Source organism: Methylomagnum ishizawai, assembly GCF_019670005.1.
In the GTDB taxonomy this organism is placed as follows: Bacteria; Pseudomonadota; Gammaproteobacteria; order Methylococcales; family Methylococcaceae; genus Methylomagnum; species Methylomagnum ishizawai.
This window is the reverse complement of the sequence record NZ_AP019783.1, coordinates 3,342,582-3,366,687: the sequence shown is the minus strand read 5'-3', so window position 1 is coordinate 3,366,687 and position 24,106 is coordinate 3,342,582. Positions and strand designations below refer to the sequence as shown.

The 24,106-nt window shown below is 56.7% G+C and carries 17 protein-coding genes and 2 pseudogenes; 10 read left to right on the top strand and 9 right to left on the bottom strand.

The genetic code is table 11. The annotated features are described in order from the left end of the window. Positions 1–136 precede the first annotated feature (136 nt). The 8 genes from K5658_RS15325 (at position 137) to K5658_RS15290 (ending at position 11,682) form a co-directional block, all read left to right on the top strand. A complete protein-coding gene (locus K5658_RS15325; RefSeq protein ID WP_221063978.1) occupies positions 137–3,664 on the top strand; it encodes a glycosyltransferase in 3,528 nt (1,175 codons plus the stop codon). A gap of 210 nt (positions 3,665–3,874) precedes the next feature. Continuing rightward, entirely contained in the window at positions 3,875–4,663 is a 789-nt protein-coding gene (locus tag K5658_RS15320; protein WP_221063977.1) for a sulfotransferase family 2 domain-containing protein, read from the top strand. Beyond that, positions 4,664–6,262, top strand: a complete 1,599-nt coding sequence (locus K5658_RS15315) for a sulfotransferase family protein (RefSeq protein WP_221063976.1) — start codon at positions 4,664–4,666, stop codon at positions 6,260–6,262. A gap of 49 nt (positions 6,263–6,311) precedes the next feature. Further along, complete coding sequence (locus K5658_RS15310) at positions 6,312–7,286, top strand: hypothetical protein (RefSeq protein WP_221063975.1); 975 nt, start codon at positions 6,312–6,314, stop codon at positions 7,284–7,286. A 179-nt stretch (positions 7,287–7,465) separates the two neighbouring features. Further along, entirely contained in the window at positions 7,466–8,338 is an 873-nt protein-coding gene (locus K5658_RS15305) for a hypothetical protein (RefSeq protein ID WP_221063974.1), read from the top strand. A 127-nt stretch (positions 8,339–8,465) separates the two neighbouring features. Then, entirely contained in the window at positions 8,466–8,756 is a 291-nt protein-coding gene (locus K5658_RS15300; RefSeq protein ID WP_221063973.1) for a hypothetical protein, read from the top strand. A gap of 304 nt (positions 8,757–9,060) precedes the next feature. Continuing rightward, positions 9,061–10,446, top strand: a complete 1,386-nt coding sequence (locus K5658_RS15295) for a DUF1800 domain-containing protein (protein WP_221063972.1) — start codon at positions 9,061–9,063, stop codon at positions 10,444–10,446. Between the two features lie 9 nt (positions 10,447–10,455). Beyond that, positions 10,456–11,682: a DUF1501 domain-containing protein gene (locus tag K5658_RS15290; RefSeq protein WP_221063971.1), complete on the top strand. Its 1,227-nt coding sequence runs from the start codon at positions 10,456–10,458 to the stop codon at positions 11,680–11,682. Positions 11,683–11,718: 36 nt separating this feature from the next. Here K5658_RS15290 and K5658_RS15285 read toward each other — a convergent pair whose 3' ends face one another. From K5658_RS15285 to rluC, 7 genes are all read right to left on the bottom strand, one after another. Beyond that, positions 11,719–12,936: a DUF3570 domain-containing protein gene (locus K5658_RS15285; protein ID WP_246628456.1), complete on the bottom strand. Its 1,218-nt coding sequence runs from the start codon at positions 12,934–12,936 to the stop codon at positions 11,719–11,721. Further along, positions 12,923–13,144, bottom strand: a complete 222-nt coding sequence (locus K5658_RS15280; protein ID WP_221063970.1) for a DUF4266 domain-containing protein — start codon at positions 13,142–13,144, stop codon at positions 12,923–12,925. The genes K5658_RS15285 and K5658_RS15280 overlap by 14 nt, the downstream gene beginning before the upstream one ends. Before the next feature lie 11 nt (positions 13,145–13,155). Next, a complete protein-coding gene (locus K5658_RS15275; RefSeq protein WP_221063969.1) occupies positions 13,156–13,653 on the bottom strand; it encodes a TlpA disulfide reductase family protein in 498 nt (165 codons plus the stop codon). Between the two features lie 174 nt (positions 13,654–13,827). Beyond that, on the bottom strand, positions 13,828–14,430 hold the full coding sequence (locus tag K5658_RS15270; RefSeq protein WP_221063968.1) for an NUDIX domain-containing protein: 603 nt from the start codon (positions 14,428–14,430) through the stop codon (positions 13,828–13,830). A gap of 11 nt (positions 14,431–14,441) precedes the next feature. Beyond that, positions 14,442–15,425, bottom strand: coding sequence for a S49 family peptidase (locus K5658_RS15265; RefSeq protein WP_221063967.1), 984 nt, complete (start codon positions 15,423–15,425; stop codon positions 14,442–14,444). A gap of 40 nt (positions 15,426–15,465) precedes the next feature. Beyond that, positions 15,466–16,116: an HAD-IIIA family hydrolase gene (locus K5658_RS15260; protein WP_221063966.1), complete on the bottom strand. Its 651-nt coding sequence runs from the start codon at positions 16,114–16,116 to the stop codon at positions 15,466–15,468. Beyond that, positions 16,113–17,063 carry a 23S rRNA pseudouridine(955/2504/2580) synthase RluC gene (rluC, locus tag K5658_RS15255; protein ID WP_221063965.1) on the bottom strand — a complete coding sequence of 317 codons (951 nt, stop codon included), beginning with the start codon at positions 17,061–17,063 and terminating at the stop codon, positions 16,113–16,115. The genes K5658_RS15260 and rluC overlap by 4 nt, the downstream gene beginning before the upstream one ends. 662 nt (positions 17,064–17,725) lie before the next feature. Between rluC and K5658_RS23625 the strand changes: the two are divergent. Continuing rightward, positions 17,726–19,480 (top strand): annotated as a pseudogene (locus tag K5658_RS23625) (Rne/Rng family ribonuclease); the annotation flags it as partial. Positions 19,481–21,117: 1,637 nt separating this feature from the next. Next, a pseudogene (locus K5658_RS23620) lies at positions 21,118–22,479 on the top strand (DUF1800 family protein). 62 nt (positions 22,480–22,541) lie between these two features. Here the strand turns inward: K5658_RS23620 and K5658_RS15235 are convergent. Together K5658_RS15235 and K5658_RS15230 are read right to left on the bottom strand one after the other, a co-directional pair. Next, entirely contained in the window at positions 22,542–23,030 is a 489-nt protein-coding gene (locus tag K5658_RS15235) for a WbuC family cupin fold metalloprotein (RefSeq protein ID WP_221063961.1), read from the bottom strand. A 10-nt stretch (positions 23,031–23,040) separates the two neighbouring features. Continuing rightward, a complete protein-coding gene (locus K5658_RS15230; protein WP_221063960.1) occupies positions 23,041–24,063 on the bottom strand; it encodes a DUF3298 and DUF4163 domain-containing protein in 1,023 nt (340 codons plus the stop codon). Between the last annotated feature and the right edge of the window lie 43 nt (positions 24,064–24,106).

Genomic DNA, 24,106 nt, shown 5'->3' with positions numbered 1-24,106 from the left:
ATTATATCATGTGATTTCGCAAGCCGTGCTATGGGAGCGGTTAACCTGAAATAGGCATGGGTGTGTTGTTTTTAAGCGTGGTTTTTTATAGATCGCTATCTTGGCTTTTTAATTATTTAGTTTGTAGGAGGACTGCTTGAGCGAGTTAAAGTTTGCTGCGAACAACCCCAAAAGCCGAAATAAAAAATATTCCGGAAATATTGACAAGATCAATGAAGAATATTTATCGGGTTGGGTTGTCAATAATAAATCTCCCGATGAGCAACTTCGATTGGAGTTGTTGATTAATGGACAAGTTATTGTGGGTTTCGATGTTGACCAGTTGCGCCCTGATATTGTGCAGCAAACTGGGGTGGACCAACCATATGGGTTTTCCTTGAATATTGCCGAAAGCCTGGATGCACACCTTGCTGAGTATCCGGAGCTTGTTCAAATTATTTCATCCGAAAAGGTTGAGGTGGCCGTACGTATCGCGGATACCGATACTTTTGTCGGCCCATCTACTTATAAGCTGGATTTTCGTAACATGGCCCAACGTGAAATATCTACGACATCCAAGCAAGATGCGCTTGAAAAAAACATGCCCAATATAATTAAATCAACTGATGATTTAGGCACCAACTTATCTGTTTCCACTGGAGTTGGCACAGATGCCACCGAATTGCCGAGTGCCACTAATTTGGAAAAGGCTGGCACTGACACCGATGAGTTATCTGGTATTGTTGATGCGGCTGGAGGTATTGAGGTGGCTGCCGCGTCGGATTTGACGATTCTGCTAGAATCGGAGTCCGCTGGATTCCAAGGTGTTTTGCCTGGTACCGAAACTATCGATCCGTCTATCCAGGCGCAAACTGCCATGCCACATGGCGGATTATCAAGTCCTCTTGCTAAGGAGGATTCGGTTCCTACCCCAGAGCCTCCATTGATTGAGGGGAATGTGGATATGGTCCGAGGTGGTATGGCATATGGATGGGTGTGGAATAAGAATGGGCCTGACCAGCACGTTCCAGTTGAACTATGGGTCGATGGGACTTTAATGGGGCTTGGGTCTGCTAATCAGGAAAGGCCGGATTTAGTCGAAGTTCAGGTCGGAAAAGGTGACCATGGATTTTCTTTCGAATTGCCACCGGAATGTAGGGATGGCAAGATTCATACTATTGTGATCAAGGAATCCCTTACAGGATCAGAGCTTAGCCCCGGCGCATTGGAATATGAATTGGATATGACGCTGCGTTCATGGATAGATGGTGTCCATGGAGCATCGCTCACGGGATGGCTTGCTAGGGAGTATCCATCGGTTTTTGGAGCAGATATTAGTGTTTGGGAGGGCAGGGATATAGTCGCTCAAGGCCGCGCTGACCAACCCATGGAGGATCCGGATGCGGCACGTTTCAATATTCCACTGCCTTCACGTCTTTTTGATAGTAGGGTCCATCATTTCATCGTTAAGGATGAAAACGATGACATTCTGGGCGAATGTGTCCAAGCATTACCTTATATATTAACCCCGGAGGACGCTTTACTTAAATACGGCGGTGGCCATTTGCGGGGACAGCTTATTGCTACGAACGCGGCAAAACGTTATGAATCTTTGCGCTATCAATTTTCCTTGCTTGGTCAGGATGAGTCCATTGAGCCGGCCCTGAGGAGACGTTTGGGCCAGATTTATGACGCCCATGAACATGTTTTGCATGCGGTTATGCAAACTCCTAAGGGAGCAAGATATCTTCCTTCCTTGGCATTCCCTAAGATAGATAACCCTGATGTATCCATTGTTATACCGGTTCATAATAAGTTTGAGGTAACTTATAACTGCCTTGCTTCGCTGATTCTTTCTCCTAATAAAGTCAGCTTTGAAGTGATTGTTGTCGATGACGGTTCTCAAGATGAGACTCTAACTATCAATAATTTGGTCTCTGGAATAACTTTATTACGTAATGAGTCGGCACAGGGGTTTGTTCGGAGTTCCAATCGCGGCGGATCGGTTGCGCGTGGGCATTATATTGTAATGTTGAATAATGATACCGAGGTAGGTGCCCGTTGGCTGGATGAGATGTTATCGATATTCCATGATCAGCAGCGGGTTGGTATGGTTGGCGCTAAGCTGGTATACCCGAATGGCACCTTGCAAGAGGCAGGTGGGATTGTTTGGAATACTGGCGATCCATGGAATTACGGAAGGGGGGCTAACCCATATGATCCCCGTTATAACTATGTACGCGATGTAGATTACCTCTCGGGTGCTTGTATTATGTTACCGAAGCCGTTATGGGATGAGTTAGGCGGCTTTGATATAATGTTTGCACCAGCTTACTTCGAGGACACGGACTTAGCATTCCGCGTGCGAGCCAAGGGATTGCGTACCGTTTATACGCCGTTTTGTGAAATCATTCACTATGAAGGGGTGAGTAGCGGGACCAGCACTAGTTCGGGAATGAAGCGATACCAAGAAATTAACCGCCCAAAGTTTAAGAAGCGTCATGTACCCGCTTGTTATTACAATGGTGTGGTGGGAGTTGATGTCGAACTGAACAAGGATAGGAATGTTCGGTATCGGGTTTTAGTGATTGATGCTACTACGCCGACCCCGGATAAAGATGCGGGTAGCTACGCAGCGATTCAGGAAATGCGTCTGCTGCAATCCTTTGGCTGCAAGCTCACGTTTATTCCTGAAAATATGGCTTATTTAGGGAGATATACCGAAGAGTTGCAACGGATGGGGGTAGAGTGTGTCTATGCGCCGTTTGCAACCTCGCCGCTAGAGCTTTTGAAGGCTAGGGGACGGGAGTTTGATTTGGTATATATTACGCGCTATACGGTTGCTGAAAAATATATTGAATCAATCAGGGAGTATGCCCCTGCGGCACGGATAGCATTTAATAACGCGGATTTGCACTTCTTACGTGAACTGCGCCTTGCTATCGCGAACCATGATCAGAATATCATGTCGCAGGCGCTCAGAACCCGGGATGCCGAGTTGGCCGTTATGAGGCAAGTGGACTTGACCCTCTCTTATAATGAAGTCGAACATGCAGTCATACTTTCACATAACTTGGATTCTTCTCAAGTCGCGAAATGCCCATGGGTAGTTGATGTGCCAGAGAATATCCCTGAGTTCGGTCATCGCAGCGATATTGCTTTCTTAGGCGGTTATGGTCACCCACCGAATGTAGAGGCGGTGGAGACTTTCGTGCATGAGGTTATGCCTTTGCTTCGTAAGCGCTTACCGGGCGTATGTTTTCGGATTTATGGAAGCAATCCCCCTAAAAGTTTTGACGTTTTGAAGGCGGATGATGTTATAGTCGAGGGGTGGGTAGAGGATGTTGCGGAGGTATATAATACTTGCCGTGTTTTTGTCGCCCCGCTCAAAACTGGAGCTGGATTAAAAGGTAAGGTAGTTGGAGCCTTGGCTTATGGAGTACCTAGCGTAATTTCCCCAGTCGCTGCCGAGGGGATTGGTTTGCGGGACGGTTTGGAAGCACGCATAGTGGCTAAATCCGAAGCGTGGGTAGATGCTATCGCTGAGTTGTACGAAGACGAAGCGAAATGGCATGCGTGCTCTGAAGCAGCTCGTAAGTTTGCTTCTTTTGAGTATAGTTTCGAACAGGCTAGGGTATTAATGGGGGAAGCTTTGGCGCAAGTAGGCATTTTTGCCGAGCAGTAATTGACTTGATGCTAGGGAATTTTAGCCATGGATGGCTTAAACTCATGTGAGTTTAAATCTTTGGTATCGCAAGTGATAATCTATTTTTGATCCTAGAAGGCTCCATGATAGATGGTTTTTGAGTTGATCGGGAATTGTTGAATAGGTTTTGTGGGTATGCTGATGCAGCCCTTGGTTTAGAGTTTTGGTTATGGACAGGTACGGATTGTCGTGGCTAAACGTAAAGTTATTCTTCATTATCATATTTTCAAAAATGCTGGTACTTCTGTAGACCGCATGTTAGAGCAGTCATATGGTAACTGTTGGCTGAACTACGACAAGTCTGAAAGTGGAGAAAAGATATCGGCTTTTGAGATGGAGGCGTTTATATTGGATCACCCTGATGTAGTTGCCTTCTCTTCTCATCAAGTGGTTCCTCCGCTGCCATCATCGAAATTTTTAAAAGTTTTTCCAATAATAGTTTTACGTCATCCTATTGATCGGGCTTATTCGGCTTATTTGTTTGAGTGGCAAAAGCAACAAGGAAATGGCATCCCAATTGGGAAGTTTTCTGATTATGTTGCGGAGAAGTTTCAGTTTTTTAGAAAAAATGCAATCGAAGATTTCCAAACTTTTCATCTTGCTAATCAAGATTATTGCAACACATCGGCCTTCCTATCTGAAGGACTGAGAAAAGATGAAGAAGCTTTAAAAAGTGCCCGCCAGTTTATTGCTCAAGTTGGGTATTTTGGTATTGTTGATTGTTATGCTGAATCTTTAAAGTTATTTAAAAAAGTGCTTTTTGCGGATTTTCCTGATCTTATTTTTAATGAATATCATGAAAACATGTTGCAAGATAAAGAGCTGACTATTTGTGATAAAGTCTCATATATTAGAGGGCTTTTGGATGAGACAAGTTACACATCTTTGGTAATGCGTAATCAGTTGGACTTGCGTTTATACGAATATTCTCTTGGGCTATTCTCTAAAATTTATTCTGCAAAGATTAAAGGAAAATAAATGAGTATTTTTATTCTGGGCATGCATCGTTCAGGAACGTCCATGGTGGCGCGTATATTGAGTGCACTAGGCTATTATTTAGGGGAAGCAAAGGATATGCTACCTCCAAAGCCTTCAAATCCAGAAGGTTTCTGTGAGCGTCTTGATGTGGTAGGTATTAACAACCAATTACTTAGCTTGGCACATGCAAGTTGGGATTGGCCCAGGCCGCTTAACGAGAAGTTTTGGAATAGGATTGATACCATTCCTTCATATCAAAAGCTAGTCGGCTCAACTCGTGAGTTACTAGATATGCTAGATAGCCATGCGCCTTGGGCTATTAAAGACCCTAGGTTATGTTTAACTTTACCGTTTTGGTGTGAGTTGGTTCCGTCGGGGAAGTATTTGGTATGTGTTAGAAACCCGTTTGAAGTTGCCCAATCTCTTAGCCATCGACATCAGCTCACGGAAAATTTTGGCATACAGCTTTGGCAGGTATACTATGAGAACTTGCTTAAGACGCTCGGTGATAATAATAAAAAATTCTATATTATAAATTATAAAGAAGTGCTAGATGATAAAGAGGGTCAACTTCGTAAGTTAGCATCATGGCTTGAAATATTTCCCAGTGAAGAAGAAATATCCAGAGCCGTCGATGTGGTTAATTTTGGGCTTTATAATAAGAAAGTAAATGACTATAAAAAAAGATTGGAACAGCCAAGGTATTCTAAAATAAAGGGTATTTATGAGTTTTTTTTGGAGGGTAGGATTGAAAAAGTTGATGACAATAAGAGTGCTGATGAGTTGAAAAAACAAAAAAATGAAAAAAGTTCTAATGATGCTCAAAGTAAAATTCAACCAGATTTAAGAGGTAATCGGAAAGTTATTGTGCATTATCATATATATAAAAATGCAGGGTCATCTGTTGATAGGATACTAGATAAAAATTTTGGACGGACAGCTTGGATTAAATGGGAGGGAAATGGTAGCAATGCCTCTCCTGAGGCGCTTTCTGCATTAATTAAATCTCGAACGGAAGTTATAGCGATATCTTCTCATGTGGCTGATATTAGCTCTCCGGAAATTGATGGTACAAATATATATCCGGTTTTATTTTTAAGACATCCTTTAGATCGTATTTCTTCGGTATATAATTTTGAACGGCGACAAGAAAAAGATGGTCCTGGACCTAACCAAGCTAAACAGCTTGGCTTGCGGGCCTATGTAGAATGGCGTTTAGATCATGATCGTTTATTTAAGAATTATCAAACAATGCGTTTAGCGGCATGGTTTAACAGTCCTGAAAAGCGGCTATTGCCTGAGTTGACTAGAGCGCTTAAAGCGCTTGCGGAACTTCCTTTCTTCGGGTTGGTAGAGCAATTTGATGAGTCTATATTGCGATTGGAATCTTGGCTTAAAACTGACTTCCCTGGCTTTAAATGCGAATCAGTGCGCGATAATGCTACAAGCAGCTCAGATGTTACTCTGGAACAGAAATTAATTATATTGCGTGAACAGTTAGGAGATGAGCTTTATTCACGAATAGAGCAGGAAAATGGTAACGATTTGATTTTATATGATGCTGCAACAGCAATTTGGAATGACCGTAAGTTAAATTGATTGATTTATCTTGATATGGTTTGTTCTGAATACTAATGGGGAAATAAAAATGCGGGAAATTATAATGCACATTGGTCGCCATAAAAGTGGCACTTCGTCATTGCAGCATTTTCTTGTGAGAAATGAAAATATTTTGGCTAATTTAGGGTATTTGTATCCTAAATCCATGCGAACACCGAAGGTTGCGCATCATTCGCTCGCAGAGTATTTTAAGAATAGTTATCAGCGGAAGTGTTCTGATGAAGAGTGGATGGTCTTAGATAAGGAATATAAGTTGCTATTGAAAGAAATTGATGGGGCATCAAAGATTTTATTGAGCAGTGAGGCTTTTCAGGGGATAAAGCCAAATATAGTTGAAAGTCTGTTTGGGCCTGCTGTGACTATTGTAGTATATATTCGTGAGCAATTCGAATATCTTATATCATCATATGCACAAGCCGTACAGAATCAAAAAATTACTTTAACTATTGATGAATATGAGAAACGTTTTTTTTATGATTATTTTAGTTTTTTAAAGTCATGGAAAAGCGCTTTTCCTAAAAGTCATATACTAGTTCGGATATATGATCGAAAAGAGCTTGTTGATGCTGATGTGAGGGCGGATTTTATCTCAGTACTAGGATTGGAAAAAAGCAGATTTGCTTTTGATGTTGAGGAGCGAAATCCTAGTATTGGTGGTATCTTATTGGAGTTTAAGCGACGACTTAATATGGTGGGCTTTGAGTCTATAATTAGTGGTCGAAAGCTTTATGAGGTGTTGGGTAAAGCTGCTGCAGTTAATCCCTCTCTGGTTTGCGGGATCTATTGGGATTTGGAGTTGATTGAAGCGGTTGATAAAAAATGCATGGAATCTAATAAGTTGGTTTGTGAAAGCTATTTTCCTGAGAGAACTTCTCTTTTTAAGCGGAAACAAGAGTTTTATGAGAAAAAAGCTATTATCGCTACATTTAATGATGTTGCATATACTATTGATGGAATAATACCAGGTATTGGGACAAGGCTCTTAAATCTGATTTCGGATTAGTCTGATTGCAATACTTTTTATGGGCATAAATAGCTTGGAAAAAACTGGGGGGGTTTAATAATGATTGCGCTTCCTTTGGTGAGTGGTGGGTCCAAAAATGGATTATTTTGTCTTTATATGGTAGTTTTTTGAACGCTACCTTGCTAGAAAATATTTATTTTTAAAATAGATGTATAGATATGCGTAAAATTAAGTTTTTAAAAATTTATGGAGAAAGAAATACTGGCACCAACTTGATTTCTGAAATTTTTAAGAATCAAGGTGTGATACAAGAATTACCATCTTCTTTTATAATGAGAGGATTTAAAAATGATAGCGAACCTTATCTTAAGCGTTTTGCTGATTTGAAATCTAAATATTTACCTAAAGCTGGGGCTGTTGATGAAAATATTAAAAAATTAATTCGGGAAAGGATTTATGATGATGCGGTTCATTATGATAGATATGAGTGCTTGGGTTGGAAGCATTGCAGGCCAAATAAAAGTATTCTCCTTCATGATAAGAATAGATTTAAAAAAACATTATTTATTGTAATTACTAAACACCCATATTTTTGGGTTAAATCATTTTATAAAAATTGTTATCATAATCTTACTGGTGTGAAAATAAAAAAAATAGGATTTGAGGATTTTTTGGAAATGCCTTGGGTCTCGTGTGCTAGGGATTGGGTTGATAAAACTATTTTTGATAGCGTATTGGAATTATATAGAGATAAAATTAATGGTTACGTTGAGTTGTCCGACTATGCGGAGCATTTTATTCATATCCAGTACGAGTCGCTTATTAATTCGCCTGATAAATATTTAGATAGAGTAAGGAGTATTATATCGGAAGATTTTCCACTTCTTCAGATGATAAATGAATCTGCTAAAAAGGATGGGAATACAATGAATGATTATCGAAAAAAGTATGATATAAAAAAAGTAGTATGCGAAGATTTTTTTATTGATGCTATCGAAAAATATTTCACTCAAGAAAGTATTTCTATGTTTGGTTATGATATTGACCCTCGTCTGACAAAACTTAGCGAGTCTCCTCATTTCTTTAAATAGTCGATAGGGTTTTGGGTGGATAAATTTTTTTATAATTCGAGGGGTGCTTTTAGGGTGTAATAAAGAATAAAATAAATGGTTTTATTTGGGTTGTATTTCCTATTCTAGTATAACTATGGTGAATTGTATGAAAATTGACGAATTGGTTGAAGCAATTAAAGTGGCGAACCCAGGGGCTGTTTCAGGTATTACGGATAAAAAGCTCGTGAAAGTTGTGCGGGAAGCGCTTTTTGAAATCGCCAAAAAAATAGATGATGCTGAAGAAGGGGTTGTTACAATAGGTGGTTTCGGTCGATTCCACATTAAGCAATTTCAGCGCGAGGTCGATGGTCAAACTACGGTTGGAAAAAGGGTTTCATTTAAGCCTCGCAAACTGGGTGCACCCGGCGAAGCCGATGCCATTCAAACAGAGTCCTAATCAGCGGCGGAATGGTTGGTTTTGACAGGGCTGGCGGGTTGAAAATATTTGTCGTGTTCCGTCCATATGCATGGTCAATATGACCGGAAATCCTGGCTCTTGGGGCCGGATTAAAGGGTGAGGCGCACCTGATCTAGAGGCTAAAGCCCATTTCATCTTTTGAAGTGGGCTTTCGTATTTTGTTAATCCCTTGTGTTTTCTGAACATGAAAGCCCGCATCAATTTTATGATGCCTGGATTTTCTCAAGCCTCTATAACGCTGCTCTTTTGAAGTGTTACTTAAAAATATCGATTGCCATCAACCATGGATAAGCCTTTACACTCGCTCCGCCGGTTGGGCCTCGGTTTTTCCCTGGCCGAGATGGATTCCGTGCGCCGTCAGGGTTTCGAAGCGTTCATCCATAACCAGTTGAATCCGGAAACCCTGCCCGAGCCACCTTCGCTCCAGGCCGGCTTATCTTCTTTGGGGACTTTGCGCCTGCAAACCACGGAGCTGTTCCGTGAATACGGTCCACCGATCAAACGTAAAGCCACGCTATTCCAGGGCGAGGAACAGCGCCGCCTACGCAGGCTCACCCGTCTACCCACGGTCGAAGCGGCTTCCGCGCGATTGCTCCGGGCGGTGCAGAGTCCCCGCCAGCTACAGGAAATCCTGGTGGATTTCTGGTTCAACCATTTCAATGTTTTCCTCGAGAAAGGGCCGGTCCGTGTTTGGGTGGGCGCCTATGAACGGGATGCCATCCGGCCTTTCGTGTTCGGGAAATTCCGCGACATGCTCTCCGCTACGGCGCGGCATCCCGCTATGTTGTTCTACCTGGATAATTGGCGGAATGTGGCTCCCAGGAACCCCACCGCGGCCGGCAAATCCAGGGGAATCAATGAAAACTATGCCCGCGAGCTTTTGGAATTGCACACCTTGGGCGTGGACGGCGGGTATGGGCAACAGGATGTGCGCGAATTGGCCCGGATTTTAACGGGTTGGGGGCTGAAGAATCTGGGCAGGGAGGATGGGCCGTCGGTGTTTTTCTTCGATCCGGAAAGGCATGATACCGGTGGGAAAGTATTGCTCGGTCGGCCCGTGGCCGGGAAGGACCGGCAGGAAATCGAGGAAACCCTGGCTTTCCTGGCCGGGCATCCATCCACCGCTCGGCATATTTCCTATAAACTCGCCCAGTTGTTCGTGGCGGATAATCCGCCCGCCGCCTTGGTGGAGAAATTGGCCCGGCGTTTCCAAGAAACCGATGGCGATATCCGGGCTATTTTGACGACCTTGTTCGCCAGCGAGGAATTCTGGGATGGGCGTTATTATGGCGTCAAATTCAAAACCCCGTTCCGATATTTGGTGTCTTGCCTGAGGCTGCTGGATATTACCGTGAGCGATCCCGAGACGCTGGCGGGCCTGTTGCAGCAATGGGGGATGCCTTTGTATGGCTGTCCGACGCCGGATGGTTATCATCTGACCCAAGAGGCTTGGCTGAATCCCGACGCCCTGATGCGTAGGATCGATTTTGCCGTCAACCTGACCCGCAGCATGAGTCCTAGGGAAATGAAGGCGGCACCGGACGTGGATAGGCTGCGGTCGGCCCTGGGCGGCTTTTTCGGGCCGCCAACCTTGGCGGCGCTCGATGCCGCGCCTCCTGCGGACCGCCTCGCCTTGGTGTTGGCGAGTCCCGAGTTCCTGAGATATTGAGGGTTGGCGATGCGACGGCGCGAATTCCTGGCGGGTTTGGTGGGTGGCGCGGCCGCGTTGGCCTTGCCGGTGGCTTGGGTCCGGGCCGCGGTGCCTCCCGGCACGGAACCCCGGCGGCTGGTGGTGATTTTCCTGCGCGGTGCCATCGATGGCTTGAACGTGGTTGTGCCCTACCGCGACCCGGCCTATTACCGGGGGCGGCCCACGCTTGCGATCCCGGCCCCTGGACGCGAGGGCGGGGCGTTCGATCTGGATGGGCGCTTCGGTTTGCATCCGGCGCTGGAGGCCGTGTTGCCGTTTTGGAAGGACAAGACCCTGGCTTTCGTCCACGCCTCGGGTTCGCCCGATCCGACCCGTTCCCATTTCGATGCCCAGGATTACATGGAGGGCGGCGAGCCCGGCAATAAAAAGACCCAGGATGGCTGGATGAACCGGCTCATCGGTGCCTTGCCGGACCGGATTTCCCCGGTCAAGGCGGTGAACGCGGATATCGCCCTGCCCAGGATACTGCGGGGAGGCCGGCCGGTGGCGACGGTGGCGCTGGGGTCGGCGACCCCCAAGGCGGCGGGCGGGGATTCCGGCCAGGATGTGTTCGAGCGATTGTACGCGGGCGATGTGGCCTTGGCCCAGGCCTATCGCGAGGGCGCGGCGGCGCGGCGGCGGATCCAGGAGGATTTCGCCAAGGAGATGGCCGCCGCCGATGGCGGGGCGGTACCGGCCCGGAATTTCGCGGGCAGCGCCCTGGAATTGGGGCGCTTGATCCACGCCGATCCCGAAATCCGCTTGGCCTTCCTGTCGGTGGGCGGCTGGGATACCCATGTCAACCAGGGCGGGGTCGCCGGGCCGATGGCGAAGAAGCTGGGTGCCTTGGGCGAGGGCCTGGCCCGCTTGGTCGAGGGCCTGGGGAATAGCTATCCGCAGACCGTGGTGGCGCTGATGTCCGAGTTCGGGCGCACGGTGCGCGAGAACGGCAGCCAGGGCACGGACCACGGCCACGGCAACGTGATGTGGTTGCTGGGCGGGCGGGTCGATGGCGGGAAGGTGTGGGGGCGCTGGCCGGGCCTGGACGACGAGGACCTGTACGAGGCGCGGGACCTGGCCGTGACCACCGATTTCCGCGCCGTGCTGGACGCGGTGCTGCGCCAACACCTCGGGCTGGCCCCGGCCCAGCTGGCCACGGTGTTTCCCGGCTTCGCGCCGCCCGCCGACGCCGGTTTGACCCTGTTGCGGACTTGATCGGCGCGGCCCCAACGGGCCTGGGCCGCGCTTCCCTCAGAACTTCAGGTTCAGGCTGACCGTGAACACCGAATAGGTGAAATTGTCCAGCGCCGTGCCCGGACCTTGCTGCATCCCCATCCCCTGTTCCCGCTTGTAGAAATCCACCGCCGCCGCCACCCGCAGCCGGTCGAGGAATTCCTTGTGCAATTGCGCCCCGCCGCCCACCGCGCCGAAATCGGCCATGCGGTAGTCGGTGGAGTAGTGCCCGTCGCTGCGCGCCGTCTGGAAATAGGGTTGGTAGAACTCCGCCGCCGATTGCGAGTAATAGCGCACATGCGGCACCAGGACCCAGCCCGCGTAGACCGGTTGGTGCCAGGCCGCCTCGAAGGTGTGGGCGGAAATATCCCAGGTGTCGGCGTAGAAGCGGTAATCGAAGTGCAGGGCGGCGGCGTTGAGTTCCGGGAAGTCGCGGACATAGCGCAGCAGCAGGTTGAATTGGTCGCGGTTCGAAGGGCGCGAATCCAGGGTATAGCAACTCAGGGTGTAGGCGTATTCCGGGTCGCAGACGACGGCGGGGCTGGGATCGACCACCAGGGCGTATTTGTAGGGGTCGGCCAGATAGCCCTCGCCGTGGGTATAGGTCAGGTTGGCCTGGAGCAGCGAATTCTTGTCGAGGACTTGGGTGATGCCCAGCAGGCTTTGGAAGGTGGATTTGTCGCCGCCCGAGCCCGGTATCCGTTGGTGCTGGCCCTTGCCGGCGTTGGTGACGGCCCAGACCTGGTCCGAGGCGAAACCGAAGCCCGCCGCCAGGGTGGTGAGTTTGTCGTTGATGTCCCAGCGGCCATCGAGGTTGAAGAAGTCGGAGGTGTAGTCGTTCTCGCTGGAACGGCCCACGTCCACGGACAGCGTGCCTTGGTCGAAGGCGTAGCTGGCCCCGAGGTCGACCTCGTCGCGCACGTCGCGGATCGAGGCGCGGGAGCGGATTTGCACCGGCTGGCCGCGGCTGAGCCCATAGGCGACCGGCGACGCCCCCGAAACCACATCCTTGACGCCGTTGGCCTTGATGTTCCAGCGGTCGCCCACCGGCGAGGCCGCCACCGCCTGGTAGACATCCACCCGCATCCGGCCATCGCTTTCCTCGTAGCGGGAAAAAGCCGTGTCGATCTCCGGGTCCAAGCCTTCGGCCTGGACCCTGGGCACCATCCCCGGCAGGGCCAGGGCGGCGGCGGTGAAGGCGGCGAGCCGCGCCGGGCCGGTTTTAGTTGCAGCCACAGCCACCCCCTCCGACGCCGTAGCCGCCCGAGGCGGCTTCCTTGGAGGCGGCGGTATGCCGTTTCAGGGCCGCGTCCAGGCCGTCCGGGTCCAGGGCCATTTGCGGTTTGGCGAGGGTGCCGCGCTCCCAGGGCGCGACCTTGGGCAGGGCGCAGCCCGAGCAGAGCAGGGCGGGGAGCAGGGCGAGGGCCGGTAGTGTGGAGTTCATCGGGATTCCGCCTAGCGCTCGTTCAAGAGCGCTTGCACTTGCTGTTTGATCGCGGCCTTGTCGCCGTCGCGGAAGCCCATATGCACATGGCGGATCTTGCCCTGCCTATCCACCAGGAAACTGGTGGGCATGGCCTTCACGTCGAATTTCTGCGGGCATTTGCCCTGGGGGTCGGAGGCGATGGGGAAGCTGGCCGGATACTTCTTAAGGAAGTCCTGGGCGTCCTGGGCCTCCTCGTCCAGGTTCAGGGCGATGATTTCCAAGCCCTGGGCCTGGAATTCCCGGTGCAGTTCGTTCATGAACGGGAAGGACTGGGCGCAGGGTCCGCACCACGAGGCCCAGAAATCGATATAGCCGACCTTGCCCTTGAGTTGGGCCGGGTCCAGGGTGTGGGATTGGCCCAGGGCCGTGGCCGGGCAACTCGGCACCGGGCCTTCGGTGGCGGCCTGGGCGGTCGCGCCGAGGGCGGCGGCGAAAATCGATGCAATCAAACGGCGTGTAGTTATCATGGCTGGCTCGGAAGGGTGGGAGATCGGCATGGAAAAGGGCGACAGCACATTCCGAGCCATCCGGGCGGGACGTTTGCGAATCAAATGGGTAGGGCGGGGGCGGCGTTCCGGGTGGGTTATATCGCGCAATATATGTTTGAAATGACGCAAATATGGGGTGCCAAGACTGGCGGATCAGGAGGCGGCCCGCAGCCGCTCCCGGTTCAAGGCCAGCCATTGCAGGCCGATGATGGGCACCGCCGAGTCGATGCGGCCTTGTTCGACCCAGGCCAGGGCTTCCGCGAAATCCACCACGCTGGCCAGGATGTCCTCGTGTTCCTCCGCCAGCCCGTGCAGTCCGCCCAAACCCGCGCTGTCGACGAGGCCGCAGAACAGGGTGATGCGCTCGGAACAGCCGCCCGGCGTCGGGAAGAATTCGCCGATACGGATCAATTCGCGCACGGCGCAGCCCGCTTCCTCGGCGCATTCGCGGTGGGCGACTTGCTCCGGGCTTTCGCCCGCCTCGATGGCCCCGGCCACGATTTCCAACAGCCAGGGGTTTTCCTTGACGCCCAGGGCGCCGACCCGGAATTGCTCGACCAGGACCACCCGGTCGGCCACCGGATCGTAGGGGATCACCGCCACGGCGCGGCCCCGGTGGAACAATTCCCGCTCCAAAACCCCGGTCCAGCCGCCCTGGTAGAGGGTGTGGCGGAGCTTGAGCCGGGTCAGCTGGAAGAAGCCCCGGTAGACCGGGGTTTCCTCGACGATCTCGAACGCCGGTTCGGTCTGGGCCATGGCGCGGACTCCTATTGCAAACGGGCTTGTGGGGCGGCGCTGTCGAGGGCGTTCCACAGGAACGAGCCCACGGCGGTGCCGAAACGGTGGCCGATGCGGTCCAGGAAGTTCTGGTCGGGGGTGAAATTGACGGTCTTCTTCGCGCCGATGACATCCTCGGCCACATGGCGGAGGTCGCCGACCTCGTCCGCCAAGCCGAGCTTGATGCCGTCCGCCCCGGTCCAGACCAGTCCCGAGAACATGTCCGGGGTTTCCTTGAGCCGGTCGCCCCGGCCTTGCTTCACGGCGTCGATGAATTGGCGGTGGACGGTGTCCAGCACCGATTGCATATGGGTCTTGGCGATTTCATCGACCGGCGAGAACGGATCGAGGATGGCCTTGTGCGCCCCGGCGGTCATCACCCGGCGCTCCACGCCCAGCCTGCCCATGGCGTCGACGAAGCCGAAACCGCCCATGATGACACCGATGGAACCCACCACGCTGGCGTTGTTGACGAAAATCTTGTCGGCGGCGGAGGCGATGTAATAGCCGCCCGAGGCGCACATATCGGCCACCACGGCGTAGATCGGGATACCGGGTTTCAGGCGTTTCAGGCGGCGGATTTCGTCGTAGACATAGGCCGATTGCACGGGGCTGCCGCCCGGCGTGTTCATGCGCAGCACGATGCCTTGGGTGTTGGCGTCCTCGGCGGCGGCCCGGAGGCCCTGGATGATGGTGTCGGCGCTGGCGGGTTGGCCCGGCGCGATGGTGCCGACCACGTCGACCACCGCCGTATGGCCCTTGCCGTCGCCACCGCCGCGCAGGTCCATCAGGGGTTGGGCGCCCAGCCACAGGATCACGGCCAGATAGACCATCAGCAGCGATTTGAAGAAGATGCCCCACAGCCGCGCCCGGCGTTGCTCGGCGATGGAGGCCATCAGGACTTTTTCCAGGGTTTCCCGCTCCCAGGGCGTCGGGGTGGCGGGCGGGGGGGTGGGTTCGTGGGTTTCGCTCATGGGGAGACCTCGCCGGAAGCATCCGGGGTTGGGGGTGGACTCAGGTCAAAAGGGGCAGGAGTTCGCGTGTGGTTTCGAGGCAGAGCAGCGGCTTGAGTTCCGCCAGTTCGTCCAGGGTGTTGGCCCCGCAGCCCACGGCGATGGCGGCGATGCCGGCGTTGTCCGCCATGCGCAGGTCGTGCAGGGAATCGCCGATCATCAGGGTGCGTCCGGGCGGGATGGCGAGTTCGTCCATCAGCTGGAACAGCATCTTGGGATGGGGTTTGGAAGCGGTTTCGTCGGCGCAGCGGGTGGCGTGGAACAAGCCGCCCATGCCGGTCGCGGCCAGGGCGTGGTTCAGCCCATTGCGGTTCTTGCCGGTGGCGACGGCCAACCGATAGCCCCGCGCCCGCAGCGCGTCCAGCAGCTCGGGCACGCCCTGGAACAGCCCGTCCACCGTGGTCGGGCGGGTGTGGTAATACTCGCGGTAATGCCGGACCAGGGCGTCGACCTGGGCCTGGGTGGAACCCGGACAGAGGGCGTCCATGGCCGCCTGGATGCTGAGTCCGATCACCGATTTGGCCAAGGGCTCGGAAGGGACCGGCAGGTCCGCGGCCTTGGTCGCGTACTGTAGGCATTCGACGATCCAGCCTATGGAATCGAACAGGGTGCCATCCCAATCGAAAACCAGCAAATCGAAACGTTGTTTCATCGGGCTAGGGTGTTGAGGAAGTCGGCGAGTTCCGGGGGCAGGGGGGCTTCGAACTGCAAGACCGCGCCGGTGCGGGGATGGCGCAGGGTGGTCGCGGCGGAGTGCAGGAACAACCGCTTGAGGCCCAGTTGCTTGAGTTCGCGGTTGGCGTTCCCGTCGCCGTAGCGCTCGTCGCCCGCCACCGGATGGCCCATCGATTGGGCATGGACGCGGATTTGGTGGGTGCGTCCGGTGATGGGCCGGGCTTCGACCAAGGTGGCTTGGGCGTAGCGCTCCTTGCGGCGGAATTCGGTCACGGAGGGCTTGCCGTCGCGGGCGACCTTCACCAGCCGCTCGCCGCTTTGCAGCACGTTCTTCTGCAAGGGCGCATCGACGATCCAGCGCGTCCGTGCCCAGGCACCGGCCAATAGCGCCAGATAGACTTTTTTCACCGTGTCGTCGCGGAATTGCTCGTGCAGTATGCGCAGGGCGCTGCGTTTCTTGGCGATCAGGAGGCAGCCGGAAGTCTCGCGGTCCAGGCGGTGGACCAGCTCCAGGAACCGCGCCTCGGGCCGGATTTCCCTAAGGCCCTCGATCACGCCGAAGCTCAGCCCGCTACCGCCATGCACCGCCAGCCCGGAAGGCTTGTTGATGACCAGCAGGTCCTCGTCTTCGTGGAGGATATTGCCTTCGATGCGGTTGCGGAGGGCGCGGCCCGGGATTTCCGGGGTTTCGCGTTCGGCCAGCCGGATCGGCGGCACGCGGATTTTGTCGCCGGCCTCCAAGCGGTCCTTGGGCTGGACCCGCCCGCCGTTGCGGCGCACTTCGCCGCTGCGGAGGATGCGGTAGACGTGGCTTTTGGGGACGCCCTTGAGGCGGGTGAACAGGAAGTTGTCGATACGTTGGCCCGCGGTTTCCGCGTCCACGTCGAGCCATAGCACGGCGCTGCCGGTGGGTGGTGCGTTCATGGCCGGCATAATAGCAGTTTCGCCGCTTAAATTGATGCTTTCGCCGGGGATTGCTATAGTTGCCAATGGTTGTTATTCGATCCCGGCCCAGTCCGCCCGATACCCAAAGTGGGGGACGGGGATCGGCCAGGGAATAACCATCATCGCGGAACGGCGCTATCCCCGCCGCCCTACAGCCCGATCCATCCCAGTCCATGCGGATCCGCCCGCGGTTATGGGAGGCAGACATCCCATTCACGCCACGGCACGCATCCAACGCCGTTTCCATACCCGCCCCCTTCGGTGGCCGACCGGACACCACACGGCCCGGTGCCGCGTGCGGGCGCTTACGAATTCCCGCGTGAACGGTTTTCCTGGGCTGGTTTCCCCCGGCGCGCAGGTGCCGGCCGGGGCGGGTGGGGTGTTCCGCCGCCGCGGTGTTTGCCCATGGACCTGGCCAGGTACGACGTAAAGGGTTTTTTCGCTCGACCCACGATGAGCGAACATCACGCGGCCCGGAAGGCCGGCAAGTGACGCCCCCCGCATCCAGCGGGATGCGGCCCCGCCCGGCGGGGGTGAGACTCCCCCCAGGGCGCATCGAAGGTCAAGCCTTGACCCAAAATAACAATGGCTGCGAGACCACTTGCCCGGCTTTCACGGGAAGACGCCAAAGGAACAGCCGAATGAGAAGAATGCTAATCAATGCCACGCAGCCCGAGGAACTCCGGGTCGCGTTGGTGGATGGACAGAAACTCTACGATTTCGATATCGAAGTCCCTTCCAAGGAGCAGAAAAAAGCCAATATCTACAAGGGCATCATCACCCGCGTGGAACCCAGCCTGGAGGCCGCTTTCGTCAACTTCGGGTCGGAGCGCCACGGTTTCCTGCCCTTCAAGGAAATCACCCCCAATTATCTCGGGGGCTCCCTGGACGAGGACTATACCCGCCGCGAAATCAAGAACCTGCTCCGCGAAGGCCAGGAGGTCATCGTCCAGGTCGAGAAGGAAGAACGCGGGACCAAGGGCGCGGCCCTCACCGCCTATATCAGCCTCGCGGGCAGCTATCTGGTGCTGATGCCCAACAACCCCAGGGCGGGCGGCATTTCCCGCCGCATCGAGGGCGATATCCGCTCCGATATGCGCGAGGTGATGAGCCAGCTCGAAATCCCCGAGGGCATGGGCCTGATCGTGCGCACGGCGGGCGGCGGCAAATCCGCCGAGGAATTGCAGTGGGATTTGAACTACCTGCTGCAACTGTGGGAGGCCATCGAGCGCTCGTCCAAGGAGAAGACCGCGCCCTTCCTGGTGTTCCAGGAAAGCAATGTCATCATCCGCGCCCTCCGGGACCATCTGCGCGGCGATATCGATGAAATCCTCATCGACAGCGAACCCACCTTCAAGCTGGTCAAGAGCTTCTTGCAGCAGGTGATGCCGCAGTTCATCCAGAAGGCCCGGCTCTACCGCGACAATGTGCCGCTGTTCAGCCGCTACCAGATCGAAAGCCAGATCGAACTGGCCTACGCCCGCGAAGTGCCCTTGCCGTCCGGCGGTGCCATCGTGATCGACCACGCCGAAGCCCTGACCGCCATCGATATCAACTCGGCCCGCGCCACCAAGGGCGGCGATATCGAGGAAACCGCGCTCAACACCAATCTCGAAGCCGCCGACGAGATCGCCCGCCAATTGCGCCTCCGCGACCTGGGCGGGCTGTTCGTGATCGACTTCATCGACATGATGGCGTCGCGCAACCAGCGGGCGGTCGAGAACCGCCTGCGCGACGCCATCAAGGCCGACCGCGCCCGCATCCAACTGGGGCGGATTTCCCGCTTCGGCCTGTTGGAGATGTCGCGCCAGCGCCTGCGGCCTTCCTTGGGCGAATCCAGCCTCTTGACCTGCCCGCGCTGCCATGGCCAGGGTTCGGTGCGCAGCGTGGAATCCTTGGCGCTCGCCGTGCTGCGCCTGATCGAAGAAGAGGCGATGAAGAAGAACACCGCCAAGGTGATCGCCTATCTGCCGGTGGATTCCGCCACCTACCTGCTCAACGAGAAGCGGCCCAGCGTGCAGGATGTGGAGAAGCGCCATAGCGTCTCCATCATCATCGTGCCCAGCAAGCAGCTGGAAACCCCGGCCTACGAGGTTCAGCGCGTCCGCACCTCCGGCCCGGAAGAGGAGGTCGAGAAGCGGCCCAGCTACCAAATCGCCAAGCCCGCCGAACCCGAAACCGCCAAGTATGGCCGGGAACCCCAGGGCGGCAATGGTGGCACCGAACCCGCCGTCAAGGAATTCATGCCGACCCAGCCCGCGCCCACCGTCGACACGGTGGCGCGCGCCAGCGGCGGTGGCTTGATCAAGCGCTTCTGGACCATCCTCACCGGCAACAAGCCCGAGGAGGAACCGGAAGTCCGCGCCGCCGCCGAACCCAGTCCCGCGCCCGCGCCACAAATTCCACCCACGGTCCAACCCCCCGCGCCGATGCCGCCGCAACCCCGTGGACCCAGGCCGCCACGGGGCGAATACCGGCAGCAGCGCTACCCGGAACCCAAGCCGCCGCGTCCGGCCCCGCCCGCGCCCGCCTTTGCCGAGCCGCCCGAGCCCGAGGAAGAAATCCGGGAAGGCGTGCCTCCGTTCGACGAGGCCCAGAACGGCGAGCGCAAATCCCGCGAAGGCGGTCGCCGCGGCAATTCGCGCCGCCGCCGCCAGCGCCGGGATGGCTATGCGCCGCGCGGTCCCGAGCCGTTCCAGGACGCCGCCGGGGAAGGCGTCGAGGAGTCCGTCGCGCCCCTCGCCGAAACCGCGGCGGAGGTGCCGGACTTCGAGCCAGCTCCCGCCGCCGGACCGGACGAGGCTCCCGAGGCCGCGCCCCGCGAGCGCGGTTCCCGTCCCCAACGGACGCCCAGGGTGACGTTCACCTTCGCCCCGGCACCGGGTTCGGAAGACGATCCCGAATGGGCGATCCCGCCCCAGGCGGAAGGCGAAGCGCCGGTCGCCGAGGAGGTGGAACCGGAGTCCGCCGACAGCGGGGAGGGCGAGGCCGAGTCGCGGCCGGTGCGCCGCAATCCTTTGCGCCGGGCATCCAGCCGCCGTCGTGGGCGGGGAGGGCGGCGCGACAAGCCCGCGGCTGACGGAACCGGCGAGCCGGGTTTCGCCGACACCGAGGGTGAAGGCGAAGATTTGGCGGAGGATGTGGAAGAAGCCCTGGCCGATGTCGGCGCGGAGACGGTCGTGGCGGAGCCAACCCCGGAGGCACCGGAAGCCGCGGCTTCCCTGTTCCAAGGCGCGGAAGCGGTCGTTCCCGAGCCGGTCGCGGTGCCCGAAGCGCCGGAAGCCGGAACGCCGGTGGTCGAGGGCGTTGTCGAGGCGGAAGTGCCGACGATGTTGGAAGCCGCTTCCAAGGTGGAGGAGGCCGCGGTTCCCGATGAGGCCGAGCCCGCCGGGCCTGGGGCTGTCGATGCGCCCGCGGTCGCTATGGTCGCCGAAGTGGCGGATGAGCCCGGACCCGCGCCGGCCGAAGCCGTCGAGGCGTCCGAGGTGGCCGGGCTTGAAACGCCCACGGTGGCCGAAGATTCCAATGAATCCACCGCGTCCGGGATGGTCGAAAGCGAAACCACCGTGCCCGAAGTGCCCGAGGTTCCCGCAGCCACGGAATCCGCCGTTTCCGAAGCCGCCGTTCCCGTGCCTGTGACGCCCGAGTCCGCCGAGGTCGCCGAACCGCCCGCCCCCGAACCCGAGGTGGTCGCCGCGGTCGCAGCGCCCGAACCCGCGCCGGTCGCGGAAACCACCGACCCCGGCGTTGAGGAGGCCAAGCCCGCGCCGGTCGCGGCAGCCGCCACCCCCGGCGTGGAGGAGGCCGAACCCGCTCCGGCCCCGGCCACCGCCGACCCCGGCGCTGAGGAGGCCAAGCCCGCTCCCGCCGCGGAATAAGCCTGGAAATCCCGGACGGGGATGGTGTCGCCCGCTGCGATGCCATCCCCGTTTGCGTTGGCGCGGGTCTGGGGGATGGGCAAGCGTTCGGGCCGCGTCCATAATCATGCCCGGTTCCGGGCCGGATCGGTCCTAGATTCGAGGCCGGTGACAGGATGGCAAGGGAGTCCCACGGTATGGCGGAGCAAGGCGGGGGCGGCGGATTCGCCCGTTTGGTGTTGGGCCGGTTCGGCTATGGTCCCGGTCCCGCCGATCTGGAGGCGTTCGCGGCGCGGGGTTTCGGGCCTTGGCTGGAAACGCAATTGGCCCCGCCGCCGGGCGACGATCCCGAAGTCCTCAAGCGCCTCGCCCAGGTCCGGCTCAATATCAAATATCCCGCCGACGCGCATTGGCCCGCCGTCAATGAACAGCGGCCCCTCGCCAGCCTGGACCGGCCCATCGGGGCGCTCTGGCCCTTGCTGGACGCCCAGCCCCTCCATCCCGCCGAACGGGCCTGGCCCCGCAACGAGGTGGTCGCCGCCACCTTGATCCGTGCCATCTATAGCCGCTATCCCCTGCGCGAGGTGCTGGTCCAGTTCTGGCACGACCATTTCAATGTCAACGCCTACGGTCCCCTATAAATCGCGGTGGCTTTGCCGGTCTATGACCGCGAAGTGATTCGCAAGCACGCCCTGGGCAATTTCCGCGTCTCGCTGGAGGCCGTGGCCGGTGCCACGGCGATGCTGTATTACCTGTCGAACCGTTCTTCCCGCGCCGGGGCCGCCAACGAGAATTACGCCCGCGAGCTGTTCGAGCTGCATACCCTGGGCCGCGACGCCTATCTGAACGACAAGTACAACCGTTGGCGCGATGTGCCGGGTGCCGTGGAAGGCCGGCCCGAGGGCTATATCGACCAGGATGTCTACGAAGCGGCCCGCGCCTTCACCGGCTGGGCGGTCGAGGATGGCACGGCCTTGGACGGCCAGCGCAAACTGCCCGCCACCGGGCGTTTCGCCTATGTCGAGACCTGGCACGATGGCTATCAAAAGCGGGTGCTGGGCCAGGAATTCACCCCCTTCGCCGCCGCCCTGGACGGTGGCCGCAAGGTGTTGGACTTGGTCGCCCACCATCCCGCCACCGCCCGCCATCTGGCCGGGAAGCTGTGCCGCCGCTTCGTCGGGCCGAACGCGCCGCCGGAACTGGCCGGGCGGATCGCGAAGGTCTGGACCCGCACCGCCAAGGCCCCCGACCAAATCGCCCAGGTGGTCGCCAACAACAAGAGCCAGGGCACCGACCATGGCCGGGGGGGCTTGATGGCGGTGTTGGGCGGCAAGGTGGCGGGCGGGCGGTGTTATGGACCCTGGCCGGGTTTGCGGACCGGGCAATTGGAAGAGGGCGTCGATCTCGCCGTCATCACCGATTACCGGCGGGTGCTGGCCGAGGTCTTGGGCTGGCAGACCGGCGCGAAGGGCAATCCCTGGTTTCCAGGCTACGACTATCCGGGCGGCTTGGGTTTGTTCGCGGGAGGGCGGGGGTAATCCTCCGGGACGGGTGGTTCGCGGCGGAGGCTTGCCGGGACCCGGATATGTTGCAAACCCCTTCACCAGGCGGGTGCTTGTTCCCCCGCCCGCGCCGTCCGGTACCACCGTTCCAGCAAGTCCGCCGCCGCCGCGCCCTCGGCGGGTGCCCAGGCCGCGCAATCCTGTTCCGCGACGGCGCGATAAGGGCCGGGTTTCACCTCGAACATCACCGTATCCGGGACCATGACCACGGCGGCGTGCCAAGTCTGGGCCGGGATTTCCAGGGCGAGCGCGCCTTGCGTCGCGGAAAGCTCGATGCGTTCCCCCACCCGTCCCGCATCGTCGAAAATCAAGATCGAAAACGCCCCGCGCACCGCCAGCATTAGTTCCCACGCGGCGTGGCGGTGGGGCCGGACATAGGTACCGGGGGCCAGGGCGTTGAAGAGGCGCTGCACCGGGTCTTCCAAGGTCGGATGCAGGTTGAGGTTCTTGCGCAGCCGGGGCAGGGCGGCGGCGGTGGCGCTGAGTGCGCGGAGGTCGGCGGCGGCGATGGTTTTGGGTTCGGACATGGGCGGGCCTTCAGGGTTTGGCGTTGCGCGAAGCCAGCGGTCCATCCTGGCGATAAAGCCCCGCCAGCGCCCGGTGGGGGATCACCGCCCGGAAATGGCCCTCGGCATAGCTCGCCACCGCATACGGCGAAAAATGGAAGGCCAACCCGGCCGGCAGGATACTGAAGCTCAGCTCATCCTTGTCGAGTTCCTTGGTGAAATCCTTGATGCCGCCGTCCACCACCGAGGAGGCTTTCTGGCGCTTGAGTTCGGCGACGATGAGGCTGGAGAGCTTGTTGATATGGGCCGGGGATTTTTGCAGCACATCCCACAGCTTGAGCGGGCGGACCGCGCCGTCGGCACCGATGGCGTAGTCGCGGGCGTCCAGCCCGGTATTGCCGTGCGCCCCGCCCGAATATTCATAGGCGGTACACAACAGGCTGACCGTGTTCGGCAGCACGCTTTCGACATCGCAGGAGGTGGTGGCGGACAGCCGGTCCTCGGCGGCGGATCCGCCCGGAGCGCCTTGGAGTTCGGTCCGCACGTCCTGTACCGATTTGAGGTTCTGGGCCAGGTTCTGTTTGGCCTCGCCCGCCAGGAGTCCGTTGAGCTTGGCGTAGCGCGGATCGTCGAATTTGGGGAAATCGACCCAGACATTGCTATCCGGGCTGGGCAGGGTTTCGATGTGGGCCAGGCGGGTCAGGGCCAGGGTCAGGGATTTTTTGCCGTCGGCGCTGTTCCAGGTGCCGGTGCCGGTCTTGCCATCGGCGGACAGTTTGCCGGAGAGGGTGCCGGTGGGTTTGCTGTCGTTGTCGGCGCGGGTCCACAGGCTTTCTTTCCACTCGAAGCCGTCCTTGCCCGCCGTCCCGGCCAGTTCCAGGCCGTCCGCGCCGCTGGCGTCGTAATAAATCCGGCCATGGTACCGGCCTTCGTTCAGGCGCAGGCTGGCGATGGCCTGGATGTGGCCGTCGATCACCACGCGGTAAACCTCGCCCCCGGCCTGGGCCAGGGCGGGGAGGCAGAGCGCGGATAGGAGCGCTAGGGATTTTCTCATGGCGGCGTCCGGTGTTTTGGGGGGCGTGCGAAGATAACGCCGC

What these genes read in the sequence shown, in the direction of transcription:
- K5658_RS15230 (WP_221063960.1), bottom strand. Translation starts at nt 24,063, where the DNA reads ATGAGAAAATCCCTAGCGCTCCTATCCGCGCTCTGCCTCCCCGCCCTG.
- K5658_RS15290 (WP_221063971.1), top strand. Translation starts at nt 10,456, where the DNA reads ATGCGACGGCGCGAATTCCTGGCGGGTTTGGTGGGTGGCGCGGCCGCG.
- K5658_RS15235 (WP_221063961.1), bottom strand. Translation starts at nt 23,030, where the DNA reads ATGTCCGAACCCAAAACCATCGCCGCCGCCGACCTCCGCGCACTCAGC.
- K5658_RS15310 (WP_221063975.1), top strand. Translation starts at nt 6,312, where the DNA reads ATGCGGGAAATTATAATGCACATTGGTCGCCATAAAAGTGGCACTTCG.
- K5658_RS15265 (WP_221063967.1), bottom strand. Translation starts at nt 15,425, where the DNA reads ATGAGCGAAACCCACGAACCCACCCCCCCGCCCGCCACCCCGACGCCC.
- K5658_RS15315 (WP_221063976.1), top strand. Translation starts at nt 4,664, where the DNA reads ATGAGTATTTTTATTCTGGGCATGCATCGTTCAGGAACGTCCATGGTG.
- K5658_RS15300 (WP_221063973.1), top strand. Translation starts at nt 8,466, where the DNA reads ATGAAAATTGACGAATTGGTTGAAGCAATTAAAGTGGCGAACCCAGGG.
- K5658_RS15295 (WP_221063972.1), top strand. Translation starts at nt 9,061, where the DNA reads ATGGATAAGCCTTTACACTCGCTCCGCCGGTTGGGCCTCGGTTTTTCC.
- K5658_RS15260 (WP_221063966.1), bottom strand. Translation starts at nt 16,116, where the DNA reads ATGAAACAACGTTTCGATTTGCTGGTTTTCGATTGGGATGGCACCCTG.
- K5658_RS15275 (WP_221063969.1), bottom strand. Translation starts at nt 13,653, where the DNA reads ATGATAACTACACGCCGTTTGATTGCATCGATTTTCGCCGCCGCCCTC.
- K5658_RS15280 (WP_221063970.1), bottom strand. Translation starts at nt 13,144, where the DNA reads ATGAACTCCACACTACCGGCCCTCGCCCTGCTCCCCGCCCTGCTCTGC.
- K5658_RS15270 (WP_221063968.1), bottom strand. Translation starts at nt 14,430, where the DNA reads ATGGCCCAGACCGAACCGGCGTTCGAGATCGTCGAGGAAACCCCGGTC.
- rluC (WP_221063965.1), bottom strand. Translation starts at nt 17,063, where the DNA reads ATGAACGCACCACCCACCGGCAGCGCCGTGCTATGGCTCGACGTGGAC.
- K5658_RS15305 (WP_221063974.1), top strand. Translation starts at nt 7,466, where the DNA reads ATGCGTAAAATTAAGTTTTTAAAAATTTATGGAGAAAGAAATACTGGC.